Annotated in this window: 22 protein-coding genes; 7 read left to right on the plus strand and 15 right to left on the minus strand. The window is 58.9% G+C overall.

Translation table 11 applies throughout. The annotated features are described in order from the left end of the window. Positions 1-34: 34 nt before the first annotated feature. The 5 genes from CFter6_RS15830 to CFter6_RS25700 all read right to left on the minus strand — a co-directional run bounded on the left by CFter6_RS15830 (position 35) and on the right by CFter6_RS25700 (position 4,887). Positions 35-952, minus strand: coding sequence for an EpsD family peptidyl-prolyl cis-trans isomerase (locus tag CFter6_RS15830; protein ID WP_061540746.1), 918 nt, complete (start codon positions 950-952; stop codon positions 35-37). Positions 953-1,112: 160 nt separating this feature from the next. Beyond that, the gene (locus tag CFter6_RS15835; RefSeq protein WP_150118784.1) at positions 1,113-1,631 is read right to left on the minus strand and encodes a hypothetical protein; all 519 of its coding nucleotides are present in this window, start codon (positions 1,629-1,631) and stop codon (positions 1,113-1,115) included. 99 nt (positions 1,632-1,730) lie between these two features. After that, positions 1,731-3,113, minus strand: coding sequence for an undecaprenyl-phosphate glucose phosphotransferase (locus CFter6_RS15840; protein ID WP_061540748.1), 1,383 nt, complete (start codon positions 3,111-3,113; stop codon positions 1,731-1,733). A gap of 9 nt (positions 3,114-3,122) precedes the next feature. Further along, complete coding sequence (gene epsL / locus CFter6_RS15845; RefSeq protein ID WP_236904294.1) at positions 3,123-4,361, minus strand: XrtB/PEP-CTERM-associated polysaccharide biosynthesis outer membrane protein EpsL; 1,239 nt, start codon at positions 4,359-4,361, stop codon at positions 3,123-3,125. 328 nt (positions 4,362-4,689) lie between these two features. Further along, positions 4,690-4,887: a hypothetical protein gene (locus CFter6_RS25700; protein WP_150118785.1), complete on the minus strand. Its 198-nt coding sequence runs from the start codon at positions 4,885-4,887 to the stop codon at positions 4,690-4,692. A gap of 643 nt (positions 4,888-5,530) precedes the next feature. On the opposite strand from CFter6_RS25700, the gene CFter6_RS15850 reads away from it, so the two are divergent. Both CFter6_RS15850 and CFter6_RS15855 read left to right on the plus strand, forming a co-directional pair. Continuing rightward, on the plus strand, positions 5,531-6,229 hold the full coding sequence (locus CFter6_RS15850) for a phosphatase PAP2 family protein (protein ID WP_470294993.1): 699 nt from the start codon (positions 5,531-5,533) through the stop codon (positions 6,227-6,229). 187 nt (positions 6,230-6,416) lie between these two features. Next, positions 6,417-7,400 (plus strand): bifunctional helix-turn-helix transcriptional regulator/GNAT family N-acetyltransferase, encoded by a 984-nt coding sequence (locus CFter6_RS15855; protein WP_061540750.1) that lies wholly within the window; start codon positions 6,417-6,419, stop codon positions 7,398-7,400. Positions 7,401-7,430: 30 nt separating this feature from the next. On the opposite strand, the gene CFter6_RS15860 is transcribed toward CFter6_RS15855, so the two are convergent. Both CFter6_RS15860 and CFter6_RS15865 read right to left on the minus strand, forming a co-directional pair. After that, complete coding sequence (locus tag CFter6_RS15860) at positions 7,431-8,225, minus strand: enoyl-CoA hydratase (protein ID WP_061542404.1); 795 nt, start codon at positions 8,223-8,225, stop codon at positions 7,431-7,433. Positions 8,226-8,299: 74 nt separating this feature from the next. Beyond that, complete coding sequence (locus CFter6_RS15865; RefSeq protein WP_061540751.1) at positions 8,300-9,259, minus strand: cation diffusion facilitator family transporter; 960 nt, start codon at positions 9,257-9,259, stop codon at positions 8,300-8,302. Between the two features lie 242 nt (positions 9,260-9,501). On the opposite strand from CFter6_RS15865, the gene CFter6_RS15870 reads away from it, so the two are divergent. Continuing rightward, positions 9,502-10,053, plus strand: coding sequence for an NADPH-dependent FMN reductase (locus CFter6_RS15870; RefSeq protein WP_061540752.1), 552 nt, complete (start codon positions 9,502-9,504; stop codon positions 10,051-10,053). A 14-nt stretch (positions 10,054-10,067) separates the two neighbouring features. Here CFter6_RS15870 and CFter6_RS15875 read toward each other — a convergent pair whose 3' ends face one another. Beyond that, on the minus strand, positions 10,068-10,412 hold the full coding sequence (locus tag CFter6_RS15875) for a hypothetical protein (protein ID WP_061540753.1): 345 nt from the start codon (positions 10,410-10,412) through the stop codon (positions 10,068-10,070). A 172-nt stretch (positions 10,413-10,584) separates the two neighbouring features. On the opposite strand from CFter6_RS15875, the gene CFter6_RS15880 reads away from it, so the two are divergent. Beyond that, complete coding sequence (locus tag CFter6_RS15880) at positions 10,585-12,066, plus strand: cation:proton antiporter (RefSeq protein ID WP_335340288.1); 1,482 nt, start codon at positions 10,585-10,587, stop codon at positions 12,064-12,066. Position 12,067: 1 nt separating this feature from the next. Here the strand turns inward: CFter6_RS15880 and CFter6_RS15885 are convergent, their stop codons facing one another. The 5 genes from CFter6_RS15885 to CFter6_RS15905 form a co-directional block, all read right to left on the minus strand. Continuing rightward, entirely contained in the window at positions 12,068-13,441 is a 1,374-nt protein-coding gene (locus CFter6_RS15885; RefSeq protein WP_061540754.1) for an LLM class flavin-dependent oxidoreductase, read from the minus strand. Positions 13,442-13,443: 2 nt separating this feature from the next. Beyond that, entirely contained in the window at positions 13,444-14,655 is a 1,212-nt protein-coding gene (locus CFter6_RS15890) for an SfnB family sulfur acquisition oxidoreductase (protein ID WP_061540755.1), read from the minus strand. 4 nt (positions 14,656-14,659) lie between these two features. Further along, complete coding sequence (locus CFter6_RS15895; RefSeq protein ID WP_061540756.1) at positions 14,660-15,904, minus strand: SfnB family sulfur acquisition oxidoreductase; 1,245 nt, start codon at positions 15,902-15,904, stop codon at positions 14,660-14,662. Positions 15,905-16,353: 449 nt separating this feature from the next. Then, the gene (locus CFter6_RS15900; RefSeq protein ID WP_038487829.1) at positions 16,354-16,692 is read right to left on the minus strand and encodes a P-II family nitrogen regulator; all 339 of its coding nucleotides are present in this window, start codon (positions 16,690-16,692) and stop codon (positions 16,354-16,356) included. Between the two features lie 184 nt (positions 16,693-16,876). Beyond that, the gene (locus tag CFter6_RS15905) at positions 16,877-18,940 is read right to left on the minus strand and encodes an NAD(+) synthase (RefSeq protein ID WP_061540757.1); all 2,064 of its coding nucleotides are present in this window, start codon (positions 18,938-18,940) and stop codon (positions 16,877-16,879) included. Positions 18,941-19,071: 131 nt separating this feature from the next. On the opposite strand from CFter6_RS15905, the gene CFter6_RS15910 reads away from it, so the two are divergent. Then, entirely contained in the window at positions 19,072-20,256 is a 1,185-nt protein-coding gene (locus CFter6_RS15910; RefSeq protein WP_236904296.1) for a GNAT family N-acetyltransferase, read from the plus strand. Positions 20,257-20,272: 16 nt separating this feature from the next. On the opposite strand, the gene CFter6_RS15915 is transcribed toward CFter6_RS15910, so the two are convergent. Continuing rightward, positions 20,273-21,529 (minus strand): MFS transporter, encoded by a 1,257-nt coding sequence (locus CFter6_RS15915; RefSeq protein ID WP_061542407.1) that lies wholly within the window; start codon positions 21,527-21,529, stop codon positions 20,273-20,275. Between the two features lie 482 nt (positions 21,530-22,011). Here CFter6_RS15915 and CFter6_RS15920 point away from each other — a divergent pair, with 482 nt between their 5' ends. Next, positions 22,012-22,896, plus strand: a complete 885-nt coding sequence (locus CFter6_RS15920; RefSeq protein WP_061540758.1) for an EamA family transporter — start codon at positions 22,012-22,014, stop codon at positions 22,894-22,896. 44 nt (positions 22,897-22,940) lie between these two features. On the opposite strand, the gene ppa is transcribed toward CFter6_RS15920, so the two are convergent. Next, positions 22,941-23,480: an inorganic diphosphatase gene (ppa, locus tag CFter6_RS15925; protein WP_061540759.1), complete on the minus strand. Its 540-nt coding sequence runs from the start codon at positions 23,478-23,480 to the stop codon at positions 22,941-22,943. 222 nt (positions 23,481-23,702) lie between these two features. Between ppa and CFter6_RS15930 the strand changes: the two genes are divergently transcribed. Next, on the plus strand, positions 23,703-24,350 hold the full coding sequence (locus CFter6_RS15930; protein WP_061540760.1) for a GbsR/MarR family transcriptional regulator: 648 nt from the start codon (positions 23,703-23,705) through the stop codon (positions 24,348-24,350). Positions 24,351-24,354: the final 4 nt, after the last annotated feature.

Raw genomic sequence — 24,354 nt, forward strand, 5'->3', positions numbered from 1 at the left:
TTATTGTTCCTTCCGACGGGAAGCGCCAGGCTGCTCATTTGAGTCCCGCCACACCGGATACCTCGATGCTCCTGCGCACCACGGCCTGCTGCTTTCCCGGCGACGTTGCCGTGACCGGCAAGGCATTGCCATCGATATCGCCAGCCGGTTTCTCTCCGGGTTTCTCTATATATTCAAGCTTGGCGGCCGCGCGCAGGCGGGTGATTTCCGCAATCGCCGTTTCCTGCATTTTCTTGTTCACCAGGTAGCGTTCTATCTGTGGCTCGGCGGCGTCCGGCGCGACTGGGCTATCCCTGAGTTCGGTCAGGGCGCACAATAAATCGCGCTGCCCGTCTTTCATGACAAACAGGCGGTTCCTGCCCAGCGCCTGCAACCTGCTGCCGACCTCTGGCGGCAATTCGGCGCTGCTGTAGGAATACTGCCTTTGCGCATGTGCGATCTTGCGCTGCCGGAGCCAGGCAGCTACCTGGTTCAGCGACTTCGAGGAGTCCATTACGGCTTTCAGCGCCGCGCTGAAATCCTGGTCGGCGATGATCAGCTGTTCAACCTCAAATACCTTGCGGCGCGCAAACATCTCCGGATGCGCATGAAAATAGCTTTCGATTTCTGCCTTGCCGGGCTGCTCCTGGTTTCCAGCCTTGGATTCGAGGTAAGCCTGGACGATGGCCTGGGTCTTGAAACGTTCGATAATCTGTATCAATGCCGGATCGCGGTCGATCTTGTTGCGCAAGGCTTCGTCCAGCAGCAGCTGGCGGTCGATCAGCGCCTCCATGGCCTGTTCGCGCATGGTCTGCCGCGGCGCGCTGCCATTCTGCTGCAGCCGCTTTGCATACTGCAGTTCGGCCTCCAGCTGCGGCGCGCTGATCTCTTCGCCGTTGATCCTGGCTACTACCTGGCCGGTTTTCTTTTTCTGGTCGTCGCAGGCCGATAAATTCATGACTGTAAGCAGCATCAAGATGCCTATTCCTTTCACGCCTAGCATGTTGTCGATAAGAGACCTGCGGCCGATACGTTCAGAGCACATCAAGATCCGACTCCTCCGATTCCTGTTATCAAGACAATTCCCATCGGCGCCATTGCGGCTGGCGCGCCGATATGGCCGCCGTATGCGATCAGGCCGCATGTTGTGCGGCCAGCCGCGACGCCGAACCGAAACCGATGGAGGCGCGCATCGGGCGACGCCGAATCTGGTACAGCAGCAAGCTGAGCGCGATCAGGAGCATCGCCCAGCGCGCGGGTTTTTGCGGCGGTTTGGCCCTGAAATCCTTCAGGAAATAAAACAGCAGGTCGTCCGGCGCGTTCATGCCGACCGCGATTTTCCTGGGAGCCTGGAGCAGCCTGGGTCCGGTCGAAAATGCCGCGGGAACAATACCGGCTGCAGACCAGGCGCGGCTGGTCCGCGCGGCAAAGATGTCCGGTGATGCCGCGGCGTCGGGCTGCGCCGCCTCCATCTCTGCGATTGCCGAAGCGGAAGCAGAAGCAGCAGCTTCGCTTGCGGGGTGATAGCCATACACCGCCGACGCGCTCGCAGGTTCCGACTTTCCGTCCAGCTGGAAAACCGGCGTCGCCGCCAGGTTCGGGCTGCAATGGGCAGCCAGCAGCAAACTCATCGAAAGTACAATTCCTCGCATGATTCTCTCCAGGTAAAATCCATCACATTTCCTGAACTGCCTGACACACAAAACAAAAAACAGTCTCCGCCATCGCGCAGTTCCGCCTCGCGGTTACTCCTAATAAGCGTTATCTTTCTTCAGCACCTCTTTAACGGTGCGCACGATGATCCACAGGTCCAGCGCCAGCGACCAGTTGCGCAAATATTCCAGGTCGAACTCGATCCGCGAGCGCATTTTGTCCAAGGTATCGGTCTCTCCACGGTAGCCGTTCACCTGCGCCCAGCCGGTGATGCCAGGCTTCACCTTGTGCCGCAACATGTAACCTTTGATCAGCTTGCGATACATCTCGTTGTGGGCCACTGCGTGAGGACGCGGTCCGACAATGCTCATGCGGCCTTGCAGCACATTGAAGAACTGCGGCAATTCATCCAGCGAAGTGCGCCGCAGGAAACCGCCAAAGCGCGTCACGCGGACATCGTTCTTCTTTGCCTGGTCAACCACCGCGCCATCTTCGGCGACCGTCATCGAACGGAATTTGTAGACGATGATTTCTTCTCCGTTCAAGCCGTAGCGGCGCTGCGCAAAAATGATGCGTCCGGGCGAAGAAAGCTTTACGCCGATCGCGATGGCCAGCATGACCGGCAACAGCATGATCTGGATCAGCAGCGCCAGGATGATGTCGCTGCCGCGTTTGAGGACGCCGCGCAAGCCGATAAAAGGCGTCTCGCAAATGCCGATCACCGGAATCCCTGAGATGTGGTCGAGCCGCGCCTGTATCAGGCCGAAGGTATAGATATCGGGCACGAAATAGACGGATGCAGTGGTGTCGCGCAATTCCTCCATCAGCGCAAGCACCCGCGGCTGCGCCGACATCGGCAGGCAGATGAAGATGGTGCGTATCTTGTGGGCGCGCACATAGGGACCGACGTCCGCGATTGCACCAAGATGCTGGCAATTTCGCCCTGCCGGACGGGCATCCTGGTCGCCGTCGTCGAAAAAACCGCGCATGTCGATACCGGCATTACTGCCGGAAGACAGGGACTTGAGGACGTCGTCGATCGGATCATTGGAACCGACGATGATTGCCGAGCGCAGTCTCAGCTCGCGGCCGAAATGGAAGGCCAGCATATACGCCGTGAGGCGGCTCGCCAGCAGTGCGAAAGGCGCCAGCGCAAACCAGGCCAGGATGACGCGATCCGAAAACTCGTAGCGCAGCCCGGTCCCTTGCCCTATCAGGATAAGGATGATGACGGTGATTGCCCAGCCCATGAAAATGTCGCCGGCATAAGCCAGCTGCTTGCCGATATGCAGGGTACGGTAAAGATCGATCTGTTCGTAGACATAGGAGGAAATGAAGAAGGCGATAATCATCAGCACCAGGTAGTCGCCGGTGAATATTTCATCCTGAGTCAGGACGATCAGGTACAGGGAACCGAGGATAATGAGCGGGTCAAGCAGGCGCTTGAAAAATGAAACCAGCGGAATGTCGTTCTCAGTCATTTCCCACTCCTAGAATGCATAGCGCGTGTTGAGCGTCACGCCGTTGCTGACAAAACCACCAGGCCCGCTTTTCAGGGTCTGCGTGCTGCGGATGCCGGAAAGCTGGACGCGCCAGCGCTGCGTCGGGTTGTACACCACGCTCAGTGCGGTATCGCGCAATACGTCGTTTTGGTTGATATTGCCCAGGTTGCCGGTTCCGGACGATGGGCCGAAATCCCGTTTCTGATATTTGACCTGCGCCACCAGCTGGATTTTTTCCGAATACTGCCAGGCCGAGGCGAGACTGGCGCCGCGATTCAGGGAATAGACCGTGGACAGGTCATCCACCGCGCCTATCTCGCGCCAGCCGGACACGGTAACGCCGATTTTCCCGGTCGGCGACCAGTCCGCGGAGAGGCGGGAATTGATGCCGCTGAAATTCCTGACCGACGCCGCATCCTGTTTCCGGCTGACCCAGCCGCCCAGGAAGTGCAGCTGCGTTTTACCGCTGAGCAGCCAGTCGATCTTGGCTTTGACTTCATCCTGGTTATAGCCGTTAAACACCAGCAAGCCGTTGTCCAGTTCCGGAGTCGGGAAATCGGCATGCGTATGGCGCAGCTGCAGGCCGATGGTGCTGCCGCTGGCAGCGAGATAATCCAGTCCCAGCTCGGTCTGGTTGCGGTCGTTGTCGAGCGGCTGCTGCGATGCCAGGTCGTATTTCAGTTTTGTGTAGGTCAGTCCGCCGCGCACGCGCCAGCTTGGATGGAACAGCCAGGAACCGTCGGCATAGGCGTTTTCCTCGGTCCGTATATTGCGCTCCAGCAGATGGAAATCAATGAAAGGCGTCAGCCCCCGCGAATAACTGGCGCCGATGTTTCCTTCGAAATGGTCGCCCGCATGCCAGTTCCAGTTCGCCGCCAGGTTCTTGTCGTAATGATCGAGTTCCCCGAAACGGTCGTAGTCCACCTTGGTCACATTCAGGTTCGCCGTCAGGTGCTGCCGGCTGAGTGTCTTGTCGATAGCCAGGCCGAACAGGTAGCGCTGCGTGGTGTCGGACAGGTCGCTGCCTATCCCCAGCGCTTGCGCGGCCGCGGAATTCTGCAGCCTCAGCAGGTTGCTGTCGTAGCCGACGCTGTAGCCGGCATAGGGAGTAATCGCATCCGCCGGCGGCTGCACGATGTCGGCGGGCGGCATGATGTCGGTCGGCACCAGGTCGGTGGCGCCAGCTTGCGTGGCGACACAAGAGCATATCGGCAGCAGGATAAACATCTTCCACCGCGCGATCTTCCATGGCGCTCGGTAAAACTGGGCGCTGGATTTTAAACACCTGTTCATTACACACCTCTCTGACGCAGCAGCAGCGTCGACAATGCATCGAACCAAACCGGATATTTGTATTTTTTTGCCGAGAGGGGAATGACACAGTGGAAATTCCCGCCTATGGATCGATTCGCTTTTTGGAGAACCAGCCAGCGATCAAATATTGAGTCTTTCGGAAGAGCCGGGTCTTGCGCCCTCATCGCGGACGGATTGCCGTCCCTGCGATCAGTTACAGAAAACTAAAACTGCGCAGCAGGCAACAATGCCTGCCTGTTATTCAAGCTGCCAGAGACAGCTGCGGCGCCGAATGGAATATGAGCGGGTGGAAAGAAAAACAGGAAACGCCAGGCGTCGGCGCGATGCCCGGCATGCGGATACCGGTTTGCAAGGAGCGGTTTTTATCCTGTGCATCTGTGGCAAAGGACGCTCCAAAGTAATCTGGATTCTCACAGAGAGATTGAGCGGTTTTCAGCATGACATTTCCCTTAACAAGATGTTCAGTGAGCCCACTGCGGCTCATACTGCAATCTGAATAAAGTTGAAACTGTTGGTCGGTTTCTGGCAATTCGAGAACGTCAGAATTCGGTCGGCATTTCTGGAAAAATCGCACTGCGAACGCATGTTGCAGGACAACATAATGACACCAGCATGAGAAACTTAGTTCGGAATTGAAACGATTTGTTACATGTTTCCGTTAGTCAGTTCTCACGTTGACAACTACTTCGTTGACTGTTTGAAAATACAGACAAACACTAAATTTCCAATTCAACAAATTTCTCTTAATATCCCTTGTAAGTCAATAAACATAAGGCTTTCACAAGAAAATAAATTAATTTACGAAAATTTCTCAATGCTCCGATTGCAGTGATTCTGAAAAAAATCCGGACACCTCATCACATGCTTCGAGGATTTTCGACAGTCATCCGCCGATGCTAGTTTCATTCAAAAACATCTCATTGTGCGAAGCACAAAATTTATCGTAAAAAACCTCTTTACATCAACGACGGCTGCGGATTAAATCAGATCACTTCCAGAAATTTTATAAATCGTATGTCCATTAAAACGAAATTCTTTTTCCGAAATATCGCGAAAGGAAAATTAAAATGTGGAACAACTATATGGATCTCGCGGTAATGCATTGGCTATCCCAATTCACCGCAATGTCAGCCCCCTTCAACCAGATCGTTCACTACATTTCCGGCTCGAACCTGTTCAAGGGCCTGCCTGTCATCGGCATACTCTGGTATTTCTGGTTCAGGGATGCCGATCCGAAATCGGACAGCAGGCGCATCATCGTCGCCACCATGATCGGCTGCGTGCTTGCAGTATTGATCGCCAGGACCGCGAACAATCTCGGCCCATACCAGCCGCGTCCTTTCGCCAACACGGCGCTTGCCTACCATGAACACATCGGCCTGTCGGTGCCTGAGAGCCAGGCCTTGTATATATGGAGTTCTTTTCCCAGCGACCACGCAGCCTTGTTCTTCAGCCTGGCGACGGGAGTTTTCCTGATTTCAAGGAAAGCTGGTTCCTTGCTCTATCTGTATGTGCTGGTTTTCATCGCGCTGCCCAGGGTGTACCTCGGCTTGCACTATCCCAGCGATATTGCGGCAGGAGCGATCCTGGGAATAGCGTGTGTCGTTTTGTCGACGCGCAGCGGGGTGAGCAAGTTATACGGCGCGCGCAGTGCAACGCTGCTGGAGCGATATCCCGCAGCCTGCCAGACAGCGCTGTTCATCGTCAGCACTGAAATAGGCATGATGTTCGGAGACGTGCGGCTGCTTCTGGAAGGGATAGTGAAATACTTTCCCAGGTAGGACGCCATCTGTCTTGCCAATATTTCTTGCGGCGTTGAACAAGCTGGTTTCCGCTCCTGCGCAAAAAACCAACTGACTTGAGCAATTTTTGTGGCCGGAGAAGTCATCAGGCTGTTCATTTCCCAACTTGATAAAGTTGCGTTACGCAAGTATATTGGTTGCATTGCGCAACTTTATTGAGGGTGCCATGAGCTACTTCAACTTTCCTGCCAAACCCAGGGAACATACTATCCTGGAATTACGCGAGTTTTCCCGGAAACTGGTGCGTGAGCTAGGTTTCATGCGGCCGTCACTGGCGGAGAGCGATCTTGCGCCGTCGGCAGTGCACGCCATCATCGAAATCGGCCTGGTGCCCGGCATCCAGGCGCGCAACCTGGCTGGCGTGCTGCGGCTGGACAAGTCGAACACCAGCAGGCAGGTGGCGAAACTTGAAGCGCTGGGACTGATAAGGCGCGAGAACGCGGACGACGACGGCCGCTCTTTCATGCTGTATCTGACCAATGAGGGCCAGAAACTGCGCAAGAAAATCGACCGTTTTGCCACCGACCAGGTATCCAGCGCATTGCGGCAGCTGACTCGCGCCGACCAGCAGGCGCTGGTGCGCTCCCTTGCGCTTTACACCGATGCGCTGACGCAGAACAACGCCGGCAAGGCACTGCCGCCGGGCGCATCGATAGACCAGCAGATCCTGCAAGGCTACCAGCCCGGATGCATAGGCGATATCGCCAGCTTGCATGGGCGCTACTATGCACAGACATCCGGCTTTGGTGTTTTCTTCGAAAGGAGGGTGGCGACTGAGCTGGCGGCATTTGCCCAGGCCCTGCCTTGCAATGGCAAGGCGCTCTGGCTCTATGTCGAAAACGGCAAGACGCTGGGCTCGATTGCAATAGACGGCGACCCCGGCAGCGGCATCGCCCACCTGCGCTGGTTCATCGTCGATGACGCATTGCGCGGATCAGGCGTCGGCCGCCGCCTGCTCTCGCTTGCCATGGATTTTGTCGATCTCGGCTTCGAGCAGACATATCTGTGGACCTTCAAGGGCCTCGACACCGCGCGCCACCTGTACGAGTCGTCAGGTTTCAAGCTGACCGACGAAGCCGAAGGATCACAGTGGGGAAGCGTGGTTGTCGAACAAAAATTCAGCCGCCGCTCCGCAAAAAAACGACGCTGACATGCCAGGCGGGCCGAGGCGGCAACATCTTCAGAACGCCCACACCGGCTGGCGCTTTCCCAGGAAGGCGTCGATCCCCTCGCTTGCATCTTGCTCCATCATGTTGCGCGCCATGACCTCGCTGGCGTATTCGTAGGCGTCGTCCAAGGCCATCTGCCGCTGGCGGTAGAACATCGATTTACCGCAGCGCACCGCCGCCGGGCTTTTTGCCACGATTTCCCCCACCTTGCGGTCTATCGCAGCGTCCAGTTCGTCTTCAGCTACGGCTTCATTGATCAGCCCCCATTCAGCCGCCGTGGCGGCGTCGATGAAGCGTCCGGTGACCAGCATGTCGAATGCGCGCTTTGGTGAAATATTGCGCGACAGGGCGACCGCCGGCGTCGAACAGAACAAGCCGACATTGATGCCGGAGACGGCAAACCGTGCAGTTTCCGAGGCGATCGCCAGGTCGCAGCTGGCGACCAGCTGGCAGCCGGCGGCAGTGGCGACGCCATGCACCCGCGCGATCACCGGCACCGGCAAGGCCTGGATGCTTTGCATCAGCCGGCTGCAGCGAAGAAACAGCTGCCGGTAGTAATCCAGCTGCGGATGACTGCGCATTTCCCGCAAATCGTGCCCGGCACAAAAGGCTTTGCCGGCGCCGGCCAGGATTACGCAGCGGATGGCGGGATCGGCGGCGATGACATCGATCTCGTGTTGCAAGGCGTCGAGCAGCGCCTCGGACAAGGCATTGAATTGCAGCGGCCGCTGCATCCGCAGCGTCGCCACGCCGTTGCTGTTTTCCCTCAGCAGCATGGGTTCCGCCAAAAGGTTAACTTGATCCATCATATGCTCCCGAGCCGAATGGTTGATCCGATCTGTCATGCGCCGGATCATTTTACCGCGCCAATCGATTGCCTCTATTGAATTGACGCCTGATCTCGCTGTTCGATTTGTTTGACGTGGTGCGACGTCTGCGGCTTGATGAACAAGGCAACCACCGATGGATGTTTTTCCAGCACGCGCTTTTCCAGTTCAATCACACAAGCTTCTATGTCCGGCGAGCGGAATTCATCCGTGAATTCCAGGCTGAGCGCAGCCAATATCTGCTGCGGCGCCAGATGCACTGTGACGAGGTGATGGGCGTGCACCACGCCATCGACATCTCCGGCTATGCGCAAGATCGAATCAAGCGTACTTTGATGTGCGCTTTCGCCGATCAGCAGGCCTTTGGTTTCACGCGCCAGTATCAGTGCAGTTGCCGCCAGCACAAGGCCGATCAGTATCGACGCGATGCCGTCCAGCACCGGCAGTTTTAGCGTGACCGAACAATACACGCCGGCAAAAGCGATCAGCAAGCCGACCAGGGCGGCGCTATCCTCCAGCAGCACGATGAAAGAAGGCGGATCCTTGCTGCGCCGGACCGCCGGCAACAAGCCTATGCCGGGCCTGCCTTGTTTAAATTTGCGCAGCGTGAACCACCATGAACTGCCTTCGAACAGGGCCGATAACGCTAGCACTGCATAATTGACATGTACGTCCTGGATCGCTTGCGGTTGCGGCACATGCGTGACGCCTTCGTAGATGGATACCCCGGCCCCCAGGGTGAAAATCAGAAGTGCGACCACGAAGCTCCAGAAATATATCTCGCGGCCATGGCCAAGCGGATGATCGCGGTCAGGCCCGCCGGCGCTGCGGCGCATGCCATACAGCAGCAGGATTTCATTGCCTGTGTCGACCAGCGAATGAATGCCTTCGCTCAGCATGGCGGAACTGCCGGTCCAGGCAGCGGCCACGAATTTGGTGACGGCGACCAGCAAGTTGCCGGCAAGCGCAACATAGATGATCGTGCGCGATGAATTTCCTGAGGGAACAGCCATGATATTTCAAGAAAATGCGTTCAATAAAATGCGTCCAAAAAAATGCGAGCGCTGGACCGGATGATATTCAAGCAACAAAACCTGGCTCCAATGCTGTTTCCACCGGAAGATGAAAATACGATATCGGACGATCTCGCCGCGGTCTGTACGCTGAGTAACAAAAAGACCGGGCAAAGACACGCGGCCATTTTCCAGATAAAGTAGTTCGGGCGTTTCCCCACTTTTACCTAACGGAGATCGTCATGAGTCAATACAAGATCGCAGTAGTCGTCGGCAGCCTTCGCCGCGATTCATTCAACCGCAAGCTGGCCAGCGCCATCGCCAGGCTGGCGCCGTCGGACTTCGTATTCGAGCAGTTGCAGATCGATGACCTGCCCCACTACAACCAGGATGACGACGGCAACCAGGCGGCGCCGGTCAAGCGGCTCAAGGCCGCCGTCAGCGGCGCCCAGGGGCTGCTGTTCGTGACGGCCGAATATAACCGCTCGATTCCCGGCGTATTGAAGAATGCGATCGACCAGGCCTCCCGCCCCTATGGCCAGAGCGCCTGGAAAGGCAAACCCGCCGGCATCTTGGGAGTATCGGTCGGCGCCGTCGGCACAGCGCTGGCGCAACAGCATTTGCGCAACGTCCTGGCCTACCTGGATGCGCCGACGCTGGGTCAGCCAGAGGCCTTCATCCAGGCCAAGGATGGCTTGTTCGATGACGCTGGCAATATCGGCGAGGACAGCAAGAAATTCCTCCAGGCCTGGATGGACAGTTATGTCGCCTGGGTAAAAAAACACAACGCCTGAGGAACCGCTGCCGCTCAACCCTGGCTTGCGCGGCGGGCGCCCAGCGCATGCTCCAGCTGCGCCTTGTTCATCTTGGAACGTCCCTTCACGCCGCGCTGCCTGGCCTCGTTATAAAGTTGCGCGAAAGTGCGGCCGCCGGCGCCGCGGTGCGAGCGCAGGCCACCGCGCCGGCCGGCCGAGATATCTTTCAGCGACGAACTGCTGGCCTGTTCCGCCTCGCCATGCTGCGCCCTTTCCTTGTTGACGGTGCGGGCGGCGATTTCTTCCGCGAGCTGTTTGCGTTTGCCGTGCTTGACCAGGCTTTCCTTGATATGCGCGTACTGGCGTTCGCGCTTCTTGCTCCATGCATTTACCGGCATGACAATTCCTTTCAAAAAAACAAATTGAATGATTTGCCCCGGCGGCGATGGCGACACGCTGCCAGGATCCGATGCCCGATAAGTCAAGTTATAAAACGTATCGGGCCGCGGATCGGTGCGTTATTCAACATTGCATCGAATCTTTTCTGCAGTGATGGCAAAACAAAGGAGCTTGCTTCCCCTGCCCGCTTTGTTGGCCAGCGTACAGATCATGCCGCGCAGGTTCCCCATACTGGCAGCTCCGGCGTGGCTGCCGGCCTGCGCAGTCATTCAGAATCAACAACGTTTTGCCGTAGCGCGAGGAGGTATTGCCATCGATCAATCAATCATCTGGTACCTGATCGTCGGCGCCTTGCTGTTGTCCATGGGCTTGATGGCTTCCTTGCTGGATCGCCTGCCCATCAGCCCGGCCATGTTTTACCTGCCTGTCGGTTACATCCTCGGGCCTGCGGTGAGCGGCCTGATCAATGTCGCGCCGGCCCAGCACGCCGAATTGCTGACGACGCTAGCCAAGCTGGCGCTGTTGCTGTCGCTGTTTACTGTCGGCTTGAAACTGCGCCTGCCGTTTCGCGACCACATCTGGCACCTGCCGCTGCGGCTGGGTGTGCTGGCGATGCTGGTCACGATTCCCTTGGTGACGCTGGCCGGCCTGTTCATCTTCAATTTGCCGCTGGGCGCGGCAATCCTGCTGGGCGGCATCCTGGCGCCGACCGACCCGGTGCTGGCCTCCGACGTCCAGATCAAGCACGTCAGCGACCGCGACCGCATCCGCTACAGCCTGACCGGAGAAGGCGGCCTGAACGACGGCACCGCCTTTCCCTTCGTCATGCTTGGCTTGTCCCTGCTCGGCGTGCCCGCGGCTGCCGCTTACACCAACGATTACGCGCTGCTGCATATCGCCTGGGGCGTGGCCGCGGGACTGGTCGGCGGCTGGTTTCTCGGCTGGCTGCTGGGACGCCTGGTAGTCGGCTTGCGGCGGCAGTTCCGGCTGGCGCTGGGAATGGAGGAATTCCTTGGCATCGGCCTGATCGCGCTGGCCTATGGCGCAACTGAGTTAGTACATGGCATCGGCTTCCTGGCAGTGTTCGCCGCCGGCCTGGCGATGCGGCGCATCGAGTCGACCAATAGCGGCCAGCAAGGAGTGGATCCCGATCAGTCCCCGACCGTGGCGCATATCCCCCAGGCGAGCGATAAAGAAGAAGTGGCGACCCATCCGGCCAAGGCCTCTGCCTACATGACGGAAACGGTGCTCGGCTTTAACATGCAACTGGAGCAGTTTGCCGAATTCCTGATGGTGACCCTGACCGGCATCCTGCTGTCGCATATCGGCTTTTCCGCGGCTGGTGCGCTGCTTGCCTTGCTATTGTTTTTTGTGATCCGGCCGCTTTCGGTTGCACTGGCCCTGACAGGCGCCGACGTCACGCCTTTGCAGCGGCGCCTGATGGCGTGGTTTGGCATCAAGGGCATAGGCTCCCTGTATTACCTGGTGTTCGCGCTGCAATACCGCTGGACCGCGCCCGACGGCTACCGCTCTGCTGCGCTGGCGCCGCACATCAGCTCGATGGTGCTGACAGTGGTGGCGATGTCGATCGTCATGCACGGCATTTCGTCGACACCGCTGATGGACATGTACCAGCGCCGCCGCCGGCGCTGAATCAGGCCCGACCGGCCTGGCGGTAGCTTGCCGCAGGATGCCTGGCGGGCAAGGTGGGTTGGCCGGCCTCGAACAGTTTCTCGCGCAGCGTGCCGTCTTCATACTCCAGCTTGTAAGAACCGCGCGCCTGCAACTCGGGGATCACCAGGTTGACGAAATCTTCAAAACTCTCCGGCGCCACCGTGCGCGTCAGGTTGAAACCGTCGATATCCGTGTCCCTTACCCACGCCTCCAACTGGTCCGCCACCTGCTGCGGCGAACCGACGATGGTCACATAACGGCCGCCCAACGCCAGCTGGTCGAGCAGCTTGCGTACTGTCCAGCCGGCGTCCGCCGCCGTCACCGCCTTGGCGGAAGACTGGATCGCGTTGCTGCTGGCCGGCTTGATGGCTTCGTCGATGCCATAAGCCGAAAAATCAAAACCGGTGCCGCTGGCAAAATGCGCCAGGCCCGCCTCCGGGTTGGCATGGCGGCAGTATTCGGCATATTTCTCGCGCGCCTCGGCCGCGGTCGGCGCCACGATCACGGAGATGCCCATGAAGATTTTCAGGTCTTCCCGCCGGCGGCCCGCCAGCTGCGCCTGGTCGCGCAAATCGCTGACCAGCTTGCGCGCGGCTTCCGGCTTCTGGCTGGAGATGAATACGCATTCGGCATGGGCCGCCGCGAACTGCTGGCCGCGGTCGGAAGCGCCGGCCTGGTATAGCACCGGCGTACGCTGCGGCGACGGCTCGCTCAGGTGATAGCCGTCCACCTGGTAGTATTCTCCGCGATGACTGATGCGGTGCACCTTGGCAGGATCGGCATATACCCTGCGCTGGCGGTCGCGCAATACGGCGCCGTCTTCCCAGCTGCCTTCCCACAATTTGTACAGCACCTGCATGAATTCTTCGGCGCGCTCGTAACGCGCATCGTGTTCCGGCTGTTGGCTCAGGCCCATGGCGCGCGCTGCGCTGTCCAGGTAGCCAGTGACGATATTCCAGCCTATCCTGCCGCGCGTCAGGTGATCCAGGGTCGACATGCGGCGCGCGAACAGGTACGGCGCTTCGTAGGTCAGGTTGACGGTGACGCCGAAACCAAGATTCTTGGTCACCGCGGCCATCGCCGATACCAGCAGCAGCGGATCGTTGACCGGCAGCTGTATCGATTCGCGCAAGGTGAGGTCGGCCGAGCCTTGATAGACATCGTAGACGCCGACGATGTCGGCCAGGAACAGGCCGTCGAACTTGCCGCGCTCCAGCAGCCTGGCTTGTTCAGTCCAGTATTCGATGCTGGTGTAGTCGCTGGAGCGGTCGCGCGGGTGGGTCCACAGGCCATGGTTGATATGCCCTACGCAGTTCATGTTGAACGCATTAAGGCGGATTTGTTTCTTCGGCATGTTCAGATGGCGCCGTGGCGCGGCGGATTTTTATTGTTCAGGTAATAGTTGCCGACAGCATGATATTTCCAGCGCACCGGATCGTGCAGCGTGTGGGTGCGTGCGTTGCGCCAGTGACGGTCAAGGTTGTGCTCGGACAAGGTGGCCTGGGTGCCGGCCAGCTCGAACAGCTTGCTGCCGGCCGCCAGCGATATTTCAGTCGTCAGCACGCGCGCCTCGGCCACCGCGATTGAAGCGGCGGCAACGCTGTCAACGTCCGGCTCCGCTGCAGCACGGTCCACCGCTTCGCCGGCCAGTTCAAGCAACGCTTCGGCGCCGGCCAGGCGCACCGCCAGGTCACCAAATTCACGCACGGTCAACGGATCGTCTATCGCACGCTCGACCTTGCTGTCGATCCAGGCGCGTGAGCGGCTACGCACGAATACCGCCGCATCGTGCAGCGCAGCGCGGGCGATGCCGACATCGATTGCCGCATGCAGCAATTGCGCCACCGGCCCCAGCGACGTCGGACGCTCGAAAGCGCTCTGGAACGGCAGCACCTCGTCCGCCTCGACCCGCACATTGTCCAGCACCACCGAACCGCTGCCGGTAGTGCGCTGGCCGAAACCGGACCAATCGTCGATCACGTTGACGCCGGCCGCATCGCGTTTGACGATCGCCAGCTGCTGCACGCCATCGTCGCCGATCACCGACACCGGGATCCGATGCGCATACAGCGCGCCGGTCGCATAAAATTTGCGGCCGTTGATGCGGAAACCATCGCCCTCCTTGCTCAGGCGAGTGCGCCGTTCCTGCGAAGTGCGGGTGCCGAGTTCCGCCAGCGCATTGCCGAAACGTTCGCCGGCCAGGATCCGTTCGAAATAAAAACGCTTTTGCGTTTCACTGCCGTTGACGCGCAGGATCTCGACTGCATAAAAATGATTCTGCGGAATCTGCCCCAGCGAACCGTCGGCTGCGGCAATGGTGGCGATCACTTCAGCCAGCGTGGCAAACGAGACCCCGGCCCCGCCATAAGCGCGCGGCACGGAAATCCCCCACAGGCCCGAACGGGAAAACTGTTCCAGCTCATTCAGCGGCAGCTGCCGTTCGCGATCGCGCAGGCTGGCTTCCTTGCTGAACGAAGCTGCCAGCGCGCGTGCCGCGGCCAACGCCTGGATATCGTCGAGGATGCGCACCACCGGACCTTCGGCGGCCTTGATAGGGCTAGTAGTCATGATTTCAATTCCAGGAGTGGCGTGCCGGCGCAATGCCGTTCAATACATAGTTGCCGATGGCGTGCAGCTTCCAGCGCACCGGATCGTGCAAGGTATGGGTGCGCGCATTGCGCCAATGGCGGTCCAGGTTGTGTTCAGCCAGGGTCGCGGCGGAGCCGGCCAGTTCGAACAGTTTTTCGCTGGCGTGCAAGGCAATCTCGGTGGTCAGCACCTTGGCCTTGGCAACAGCAATCGAGGCGCGCGCCGAGGCTTCGGCGTCGATCGTCACCGCGGCGATCTGGTCGAGTACGCCGGCGGCTTTGGCCAGCAATGCATTGGCCGCATGCAGGCGGATCTTCAGGTCGCCGATATCGCGGATGATGTAAGGATCGTCGCTGGCGCGCTCCACCCCGCTGTCGGCCCAGGGACGAGACCGGGCGCGCACAAAACTGATGGCGTCGTCGACCGCGGCTTCGGCAATGCCGGCGTCGATCGCCGCCTGGATCAGCTGCGATACCGGGCCCTGGATGCTGGCCTGCTCGGCCAGCTTGTGCAGCGATATGACATTTTCCACCGCCACCGGCAAGTTATCCAGCAGCACCGTGCCGCTGGCGGTGGTGCGCTGGCCGAAGCCTGACCAGTCGTCGACGATGGTCAGGCCTTGGGTGCCGCGCTTGACGAACACCAGCACCACGCGCCCCTGCTCATCGAGCGCCTTGACCGGGACCCAATGCGCAAACAAGGCGCCGGTGGAATAGAATTTCTTGCCGTTCAGGCGATAGCCGCTGGGCGTTTCCAGCAAGCGCGCTTTCATCTCCAGGATGTTCTTGGTGCCGCGTTCCGGGCCGGCGTTGCCAATTCGCTGGCCGGCCAGCACATCAGCGTAGATGCGTGCCTTCTGCGCGGCGTCGGCGTTCTGGGCGACCACACCGAGGATGCCGAAATGGTTTTGCGGAATCTGTCCCAGCGCCGGATCGGCCGAGCACAGCACGCGGAATACTTCGGCCAGCGTGCGGTAAGAAACCTCGGCGCCGCCGAATGCGCGCGGCACGCTGATGCCGCCCAGGCCGCTGGCCGAGAATTTCTCGATCTCCGCCCACGGCAAGCGCCGTTCGCGGTCGCGCTCGCTGGCGCCGGTGCGGAATTCGGCGGCCAGCGCTTGGGCTATGTCCAATGCCTCTTGGTCACTGCCGATGCGGTGCGCGGGCACGACCCGGGGTAACAGGTCGGCCTGGTTTTCTTCAATTGCGATTGTCGCGGTAGACGACATGAATCACCTCTTCTGTGACGCGTGTAGTGCTTCGTAAATGGGGGAGCCACAGAAGTGCCGATTTTTTGTGCCAGGCTAGGCGCAAACCGGAGCGATAGTGGTGCTATCGCGAGGATTTGCAACGACGCATGGCGCAAAAAAGCGGTGCTTATGTGGTTTCATCATTTGCGAAGCACTACACTAGAGTGCAACTCGTGATTGCGCTCTGTTGCGGAAGAGGAAACGATAGCTTGTGGGCGCGATCTGCGTCCAATAAGAAAAACGCTGGAGAGTATGCGAAAAACGTTTTACCGGTTTTTCACGCGACGCAGTTCAGGTCAGATAGATACAACGAGGAATACAGCAAGGCAGGCCTGGAGCCGCGGTCAGTCATCCATTACATCGAAAGACCGCGGCCGAGATAGAGAATAGCAGGAGGGGAAGGCAGTAACGATCAGTGTACTAAAGAATCAGACTGCGTCCGGGCCGGTTTCGCCAGTGCGGATGCGGATCACCTGCTCGATATTGCGCACGAAGATCTTGCCGTCGCCGATCTTGCCGGTGCGCGCCGCCTTGATGATGGCGTCCACTGCGCGCTCGGTCAGCGCATCGTCGATCACCAGTTCAACCTTCACCTTGGGCAGGAAATCGACCACGTATTCGGCGCCGCGGTACAGCTCGGTATGGCCTTTCTGGCGGCCGAAGCCTTTTACTTCAGTCACGGTCAGGCCGGTGACGCCAACTTCGGCGAGGGCTTCGCGCACCTCGTCCAGCTTGAAGGGTTTGATAACGGCGGTAATTTGCTTCATGACAACTCCTTTAGGCATTAAAACATAAATCTTTGCAGCGAGCGCTATCCCGGCCGGGGCAGCACTCAATTGAAGCGCAAGCTAGAAGAGTATATGAAAAACCCGGTTTGTCTATACGCCCAAATCAATAAGTGTATTTAAAAGACAGTCCATCGGGCCTTCACCGTTCCCGGCAAACCTGCCGTCAGCCGGGAATATTGTTCAGGTCGTCCAGCCAGACGGTCGCTTCCGAATCGCTCGGCGCGCGCCAATCGCCGCGCGGCGACAGCGAACCGCCGCTGCCCACTTTAGGTGCATTCGGCACGCAGGAGCGCTTGAATTGGCTGGTCCGGAAAAAGCGGTCGAGGAAAATCGCCAGGTTGCGCTTGATCGCAGCCAGGTCGTACTGGTTGCGCACCACCTTGGCGTCGTTCGGCCAGTTGCCGGCAGTCTTGTCTTGCCAGGCCGAGAGCGCCAGGAACGCAACTTTCGACGGCGCGAAGCCATAACGCAGGATGTAATACAGGTTGAAATCCTGCAATTCATACGGCCCAATGACGTTTTCCGTGATCTGTTCCGGCTTGCCGCTGGCCTTGCCAGGCACCAGTTCCGGGCTGATTTCTGTATCCAGGACATTGAGCAGCACGTCCGAACCCTGGCCGCCGATGGCGCCGGTCTCGGCCACCCAACGCACCAGGTGGCTGATCAGGGTCTTCGGCACGCTGGCGTTGACGTTGTAATGCGACATGTGGTCGCCCACGCCATAGGTGCACCAGCCCAGCGCCAGTTCGCTCAGGTCGCCGGTGCCGATAACGATGGCGTTGTTGAAATTGGCCAGCCGGAACAGATGGTTGGTGCGTTCGCCAGCCTGGACGTTCTCGAAAGTGATGTCGAACTGGTCCTGCCCCGCGGCGTAAGGATGGCCCAGGTCTTTCAGCATTTGCAGGCAGCTCGGGCGAATGTCGATTTCCGCCGCAGTAGCACCGACCACCTGCATCAGTTGCCGCGCCTGCAGCAGGGTGCGGTCGCTGGTGGCGAAACCCGGCATGGTGTAGGCCAGGATATTCGCGCGCGGCAGGTTCAGGCGGTCCATCGCCTTGGCGCAGACCAGCAAGGCGTGGGTCGAATCGAGCCCGCCGGAAACGCCGATCACCACCTTGGATATCTTGCTGGCGGACAGACGCTGCACCAGCGCTTGCACCTGGATGTTGTAGACCTCGGTGCAGCGTTCGTCGCGGCGTTTCGGATCGGCCGGCACATAGGGAAAACGCTCGACGCTGCGCGCCAGCGGCAAGGCCTGGTCCAAAGGCAGCGCCAGCTCGAAGCGGATCACCTCGAACCTGGCGACTTCGCCGGCATGGCGCCGCACCGACTGGCCGAAAGTAGTCTGGCGCATGCGCTCACGCGACAAGCGTTCGAGGTCGACATCGGCAAAGATGGTGTGCGAATCGTCCAGGAAACGCTCGGACTCGGCCAGCAGTTCACCGTTCTCGTAAATCAGGCCCTGGCCGTCCCAGGCCAGATCGGTAGACGATTCACCCTTGCCGGCCGAGGTATACAGATACGCCGACAGGCAGCGCGCAGACTGCTGCGCGACCAGCTGGTGGCGATAGCCCGCCTTGCCCACCACCACGTTGGAAGCCGACAGGTTGACCAGCACACTGGCGCCGGCCAGCGCCGCGAACGACGACGGCGGAATCGGCACCCACACGTCTTCGCAAATCTCGACATGGAATTTCAGCAGCGGCAGGTTGCTGACCTCGAACAGCAGCCCGGTGCCAAATGGGATGCTGGGAATGCTGGCGCCGAACAATGCAACCTGGCTGGCCGCGGCGTTTTCAGCGGGGCTGAACTGGCGCATTTCGTAGAACTCGCCGTAGTTCGGCAGGTAGCTTTTCGGGACGATGCCCTGGATCCGGCCGCCGGCGACCACTACCGCGCAATTGAACAGCTGGTGGCCGACGCGCAGAGGCAGGCCGACGATCATGGCCAGCGACAGCGTGGCTGAAGCTTCCACCACCGTCGCCAAAGCCGCTTCGCAGGCATCCAGCAAAGCGCGCTGGTGGAACAGGTCGTCGCAGGTGTAGGCGGACAAACCCAGTTCCGGGAACGCCACCAGCACAGCGCCCTGCTGCTCGGCCTGCCGGGCCAGCGCGATGGTTTCGGCGGCGTTGAACGCCGGGTCGGCTATCCGGCACTTCGGGATGGCGACGGCGACGCGCGCGAAATCATGGGAGTAAAGGTTCAGAAATTTGTTGGTTGTCATCATTCTTCCTGCGCTCTGCTTGATTGGCCAATTATCGCATGCTAATGGCCTGCCCTTGGCAGCAGGCGGCAGAACCTCGGCGGCGGTGCTAAACTCAGCGCTTTCGCCACCCACATTCACAGCTCGCCAAGTCCTTGATTAACAAGACAACAACCAAGACCTCCACGCGCATTGTTTCATCCCTGAGCGAAGTCGGCCAGGCTGCATGGGACGGACTGCTGGCCCTGCAGGCCGACGCCAATCCTTTTCTCTCGTTCACCTTCCTGCACGCCTTGCACGAAAGCGGCAGCGCCTCGGAAAAATCCGGCTGGCAGCCGCAATACCTGACCCTGTGGGAAGAAAGCTGCGACCCGAGCTGCACCCCGCCGCAGCTGATCGCGGCCCTGCCCCTGTACGTCAAATTCCATTCCTATGGCGAATACGTGTTCGACTGGGCCTGGGCCGACGCCTACCAGCGCAACGGCCTGGAATACTATCCGAAACTGCTGTCGGCGATCCCGTTCACGCCGGTCACCGGCGGCCGCCTGCTGGCGCGCGACGACCAGGCGCGGGCGGCGCTGATCGAAGTGCTGCGATCATTGCGCAAAGATACGCAGACCTCGTCCACCCACATCCTTTACCCGCCTGTCGCACAAGCCGAAGCCCTGCAACAGGCCGGCTTCATGCTGCGCAGCGGCGTCCAGTTCCATTGGCTGAACCCGGGCTACCGCGATTTCACGGCGTTTCTCGATACGCTGGAACGCAAGAAGCGCAAGAATATCCTGGCCGAACGGCGCAAGGTGGCCGATGCCGGCGTGCGCCTGCGCCGGGTGCGCGGGACAGATGCGACCGAGGCCGACTGGATCTTCTTCCACCGCTGTTATGCGCAAACCTATGCCGAACACCATTCCACGCCTTACCTGAACCTGGATTTTTTCCTTCGGATAGGGAGCAGCATGCCGCAGAATATCCTGCTGATCGTCGCCGAGCGTGACGGCCGGCCGATTGCCTCGTCGCTGCTGATCCATACCGACCAGACCTTGTACGGCCGCTACTGGGGCGCGCTCGAATTCGTGCCTTGCCTGCATTTCGAAACCGCGTATTACCAGCCGCTGGAATTCTGCATCGAGCAAAAGATCGCCTGCTTTGAAGGAGGCGCCCAGGGCGAACACAAGATGGCGCGCGGTTTCCTGCCGCAAAAAACCTGGTCGGCGCACTGGCTGGCCCATCCCGCTTTCGCCGATGCGGTGGCGAATTTCCTGGAACGCGAAGCGGACGGCATCGACAGCTATATGGATGAGCTGAACGACCGCAATCCGTTTCGATCGGCGTCGTCCTAGCAAAACAGCCGGCAGTTTACCGCCGCCGTTTTTTTGTCAGGAACACCAACGCTGCCGCAACTACCGATGCCGCGGCCAGGCCATACAGCCCGCCCTGGATCGATCCGGTCTTTTGCTCCAGATAACCAAAGGTTGCCGGCGCAACGAAACCGCCTAGATTCCCCAATGAATTGATCAGTGCGATAACGCCAGCCGCGATCCGGGCGTCCAGGTAACCTTGGGGAATAGGCCAAAAAAGCGAAGAAGCCGCCTTGAATCCTATCGCTGCGAAGCAGATCGCCACAAACGCAAATACGGGCCCGCTCGTGGTTGACATGAACATCCCGCAGGCCGCGACAACCAGCGCTATCGCCACCCACATCTGCTGATGCTTGAAGCGTGCCGCCAGAGAGGCGAAAATGTACATTGCGACGATGGAGATCAGCCAGGGTATGGAGTTGAACAAGCCGATCTGAAAATCGCTGAAATGCCCCATCTTCTTGATGATGCTTGGAAGCCAGAACGTCGCTCCATAGATAGTCAGCTGGATCGCAAAATAGACAAAACAGAAAAGTGCGATGCGGCCATCTTTCAGCAATGAAAGTGAACTCACATGTTTTGGCCTGTTGGCTTCACGCTCTTTTTGTTCGGCGTCGATGACGTCCGCCAAGGCCTTGCGCTCGGAATCGGTCAGCCATTTTGCGTCGCGCGGATGGGAGTCGAGCCTGAACCAGACTACCAGGCACAGGACAATCGATGCGACGCCTTCGATAATGAACATCCATTGCCACCCGTGGAATCCGCCGCCTTCGATCTGCAGCAGTGCACCGGACAAAGGGCCGGAAATCACGGAAGCCAAAGCCGACCCGCTGAGGAAAATCGCCATGGCTTTCCCGCGTTCGCTGTTCGGCAGCCACTGGGTAAAGTAATACACCACGCCTGGAAAGAAGCCGGCTTCCGCAACGCCTAACAGCAGCCGCATTACATAGAACGAAGTTTCACCGGTAATGAATGCCATTCCGGTAGCCACGACTCCCCATGTGAACATGATGCGAGTCAGCCAGGCCTTGGCCCCGAAACGCTGCTGCAGGATGTTCGAAGGCACCTCAAAAACCGCATAGGCCACAAAAAACAGGCCGGCTCCAAACCCGAATGCCGCCGCGCCTATGCCAAGGTCAGTCTGCAAATGGGAACGGACAAAGCCGATATTGACGCGATCAATGTAGTTTGCGATAAACATGACGACGAACAAGGGCAATATCCGCCATTTCACTTTACTGACCGCAACGTCCAGTTCGCTTCGGACATTGCCGTCAGTTGCATCGCCGCCCTTGGCGCCCGCAGATAGAAGTGCATTCACCTTACTGTCTCCTCGAATTCGATTTGCCGGACCTGTTATATTTTTAGCGGACCAAGCAAGGGATTTTGCTATTGAAATAGATGTCTGTCATCGTACAAGTAAAAATATTAATCGACAAGATTCTTTTGAAAGCATTATCCAAAAAACAGAGCGACTCCGAGTCAAAATACTAACATTTATATCAATTCGGAGCACCGATATCCGGTTTTCGGCTCCACCTAGCTATCTCGAGAATCATTCACCATGTTGTCTGTTGTCATACAATATAGTGGTTTAACCGCATATTGATCACGGTGAAACTGCCGCTTGCTGTATCAGCCCCATCCAAATACCATTGTCGGCCACGACACCCCGGCCATGCGCAAACATCCGTTCCGATCAGCTTTCAGCGGCCCGGCTTCACACAAAGAACCGCCATGCAACCCACTCATATCCTGTTAGCTCTGTTGACCGTCACGATCTGGGGCATGAATTTTGTTGTGATCAAGATCGGCCTGGCAGGCTTGCCGCCACTGCTGTTTTCGGCGCTGCGCTTCGTGTTTGCCGCGCTGCCGCTGGTATTTTTCATCAAGCGGCCGGCGATTCCCTGGCGCTTCCTGATCGGCTTCGGCCTGTTCCAGTTCGCGCTGCAATTTTCCTTGCTGTTCTCCGGCATGCAGCTGGGCATAGGCGCCGGCCTGGCGTCGCTGGTGATCCAGCTTCAGGCGTTTTTCACGATCGGCCTGGCAGTGCTGCTGCTAGGCGAACGGCCGCTGCTGATGCAATTGCTGGGAGCGCTGGTGGCGCTGGCAGGCATAGCCCTGGTCGCTACGCACCTGGAAGCGAAGGCTACCGTGATCGGTTTCCTGCTGGTGATCGGCGCAGGCCTGAGCTGGGCCAGCGCCAATATCGTCACCAAGAAAATCGGCAAGGTCAATCCGCTGGCGCTGATGGCCTGGGGTTCGCTGATGGCGGCGCCGCCGTTGCTGCTGGCGTCAGCCCTGCTTGAAGGGCCCGCCGCCTGGCACAGCGCCTTTGCCCACTTCGGCTGGGCTTCGGTGGCTGCGGTGTTCTACCAGTCCTATCCGAACACCATCGTCGGCTACGGCATCTGGACCATCCTCATGCGCAAATACCCGGCCGCCACGGTAGCGCCGTTCTCGCTGCTGGTGCCGCTGGTGGGCATGCTGAGCGCCGCCGTCCTGCTGGGCGAATCGCTGCAGTGGTGGAAAATCGTCGCCGGCGTGCTGGTGCTGGGCGGCCTTGCCTTGAACCAGTTCGGCGGGCGCCTGATGCTGCTGGTGAAAGCGGCGCGGCAATAAAAAAAGCGCACCGCGGTGCGCTCTTTTCACAAACCCGGGGCAAATTACACCGCGACGGATTTTTTGTAAGACTCGACGCCAGACAGGATTTCCTTGCGCGCTTCGTCCGGACCGAACCAGCCGTCGATCTTGACCCATTTGCCCTTTTCCAGGTCTTTGTAGTGCTCGAAGAAATGCTGGATCTGCTTCAGGCGCAGTTCATTCATGTCTTCCGGCTTTTGCCAGTGAGTGTAGATGCTCAGCACCTTGTCGACCGGCACCGCCAGCAGCTTGGCGTCCTGGCCGGCTTCGTCCGACATCTTCAGGACGCCGATCGGGCGGCAGCGCACCACCACGCCAGGGAACAGCGGGAACGGGGTGATCACCAGCACGTCGACCGGATCGCCGTCGTCCGACAAGGTTTGCGGGATATAGCCGTAGTTGCAAGGGTAATGCATGGCAGTACCCATGAAGCGGTCGACAAAAATCGCGCCGGATTCCTTGTCGACTTCGTATTTGATCGGATCGGCATTCATCGGGATCTCGATGATGACGTTGAAATCGTTTGGCAAATCGCGCCCGGCCGATACTTGATTCAGACTCATGGTGTGCTCTCGTCAATAATTAAAAATGCGCTACAAAACCTTCTCAGCCCGAAATTATAACGGCTCAAAGCCCTATCGTGCGATGCAACATCGACTTAGTTGCGGCGAAGGCAGTGATTCGCCCGGATGAATAACCATAAGACAACGATCTTGCCCGCATCAATCTTGCAGTTATTCCTGTTTTGATTTATATTTCAGTAATTACTGAAAATTCAAAACATCATGACACCTCCCAACGCCACCCCGCCCGCAAGCAGCCCGCCTACGCCCCTGACGCCGCTGACCCAGCGCTTCATCTCGCATTTTGGCGAAATGGGCAGCCGCTGGGGCATCAACCGCACCGTCGGCCAGATCTATGCGCTGCTGTACGTGCTGGGCCAGCCGCTGAACGCCGACCAGATCGCCGACTACCTGACTTTTTCGCGCTCCAATGTCAGCATGGGCCTGAAGGAACTGCAGTCCTGGCGCCTGGTCAAGCTGCTGCACCAGCCGGGCGACCGCCGCGAATACTTCGAGCCGCCCAAGGATATCTGGGACATTTTCAAGACCCTGCTGGAAGAGCGGCGCCGGCGCGAGATCGAACCGACCCTGTCGATGCTGCGCGACGCCTTGCTGGAAAACCCCGCCAACGATACCGACAAACAGGCGCAACAGCGGATGCGCGAGATGTACAATCTGATCGAACTGTCCAGTTCCTGGTTCGACGATGTGCAACGCCTGTCGCCGGAAACCCTGGCGTCGCTGATGAAGATGGGTTCCAAAGTCAAGAAACTGCTGGATGTGCGCGACAAGTTCCGCGTCGGCTCCGGCGGCAGCAAGAGCCACCACGATCACCCCGATGTGCAGCTGACGGTTCAGCCAAAGGAATAGACGC

Origin of the sequence: Collimonas fungivorans (assembly GCF_001584145.1) — a bacterium.
GTDB classification, from domain to species: domain Bacteria; phylum Pseudomonadota; class Gammaproteobacteria; order Burkholderiales; family Burkholderiaceae_D; genus Collimonas; species Collimonas fungivorans.

Excerpts from the sequence above, each read along its gene's own strand:
- CFter6_RS15895 (WP_061540756.1), bottom strand. The coding sequence starts at position 15,904 with ATGTCGTCTACCGCGACAATCGCAATTGAAGAAAACCAGGCCGACCTG.
- ppa (WP_061540759.1), bottom strand. The coding sequence starts at position 23,480 with ATGAGTCTGAATCAAGTATCGGCCGGGCGCGATTTGCCAAACGATTTC.
- epsL (WP_236904294.1), bottom strand. The coding sequence starts at position 4,361 with ATGTTTATCCTGCTGCCGATATGCTCTTGTGTCGCCACGCAAGCTGGC.
- CFter6_RS15885 (WP_061540754.1), bottom strand. The coding sequence starts at position 13,441 with ATGCCGAAGAAACAAATCCGCCTTAATGCGTTCAACATGAACTGCGTA.
- CFter6_RS15920 (WP_061540758.1), top strand. The coding sequence starts at position 22,012 with ATGCAACCCACTCATATCCTGTTAGCTCTGTTGACCGTCACGATCTGG.
- CFter6_RS15860 (WP_061542404.1), bottom strand. The coding sequence starts at position 8,225 with ATGGATCAAGTTAACCTTTTGGCGGAACCCATGCTGCTGAGGGAAAAC.
- CFter6_RS15835 (WP_150118784.1), bottom strand. The coding sequence starts at position 1,631 with ATGCGAGGAATTGTACTTTCGATGAGTTTGCTGCTGGCTGCCCATTGC.
- CFter6_RS15875 (WP_061540753.1), bottom strand. The coding sequence starts at position 10,412 with ATGCCGGTAAATGCATGGAGCAAGAAGCGCGAACGCCAGTACGCGCAT.
- CFter6_RS15865 (WP_061540751.1), bottom strand. The coding sequence starts at position 9,259 with ATGGCTGTTCCCTCAGGAAATTCATCGCGCACGATCATCTATGTTGCG.
- CFter6_RS15870 (WP_061540752.1), top strand. The coding sequence starts at position 9,502 with ATGAGTCAATACAAGATCGCAGTAGTCGTCGGCAGCCTTCGCCGCGAT.
- CFter6_RS15850 (WP_470294993.1), top strand. The coding sequence starts at position 5,531 with ATGGATCTCGCGGTAATGCATTGGCTATCCCAATTCACCGCAATGTCA.
- CFter6_RS15890 (WP_061540755.1), bottom strand. The coding sequence starts at position 14,655 with ATGACTACTAGCCCTATCAAGGCCGCCGAAGGTCCGGTGGTGCGCATC.
- CFter6_RS15830 (WP_061540746.1), bottom strand. The coding sequence starts at position 952 with ATGCTGCTTACAGTCATGAATTTATCGGCCTGCGACGACCAGAAAAAG.
- CFter6_RS15855 (WP_061540750.1), top strand. The coding sequence starts at position 6,417 with ATGAGCTACTTCAACTTTCCTGCCAAACCCAGGGAACATACTATCCTG.
- CFter6_RS25700 (WP_150118785.1), bottom strand. The coding sequence starts at position 4,887 with ATGCTGAAAACCGCTCAATCTCTCTGTGAGAATCCAGATTACTTTGGA.
- CFter6_RS15900 (WP_038487829.1), bottom strand. The coding sequence starts at position 16,692 with ATGAAGCAAATTACCGCCGTTATCAAACCCTTCAAGCTGGACGAGGTG.
- CFter6_RS15930 (WP_061540760.1), top strand. The coding sequence starts at position 23,703 with ATGACACCTCCCAACGCCACCCCGCCCGCAAGCAGCCCGCCTACGCCC.
- CFter6_RS15840 (WP_061540748.1), bottom strand. The coding sequence starts at position 3,113 with ATGACTGAGAACGACATTCCGCTGGTTTCATTTTTCAAGCGCCTGCTT.
- CFter6_RS15905 (WP_061540757.1), bottom strand. The coding sequence starts at position 18,940 with ATGATGACAACCAACAAATTTCTGAACCTTTACTCCCATGATTTCGCG.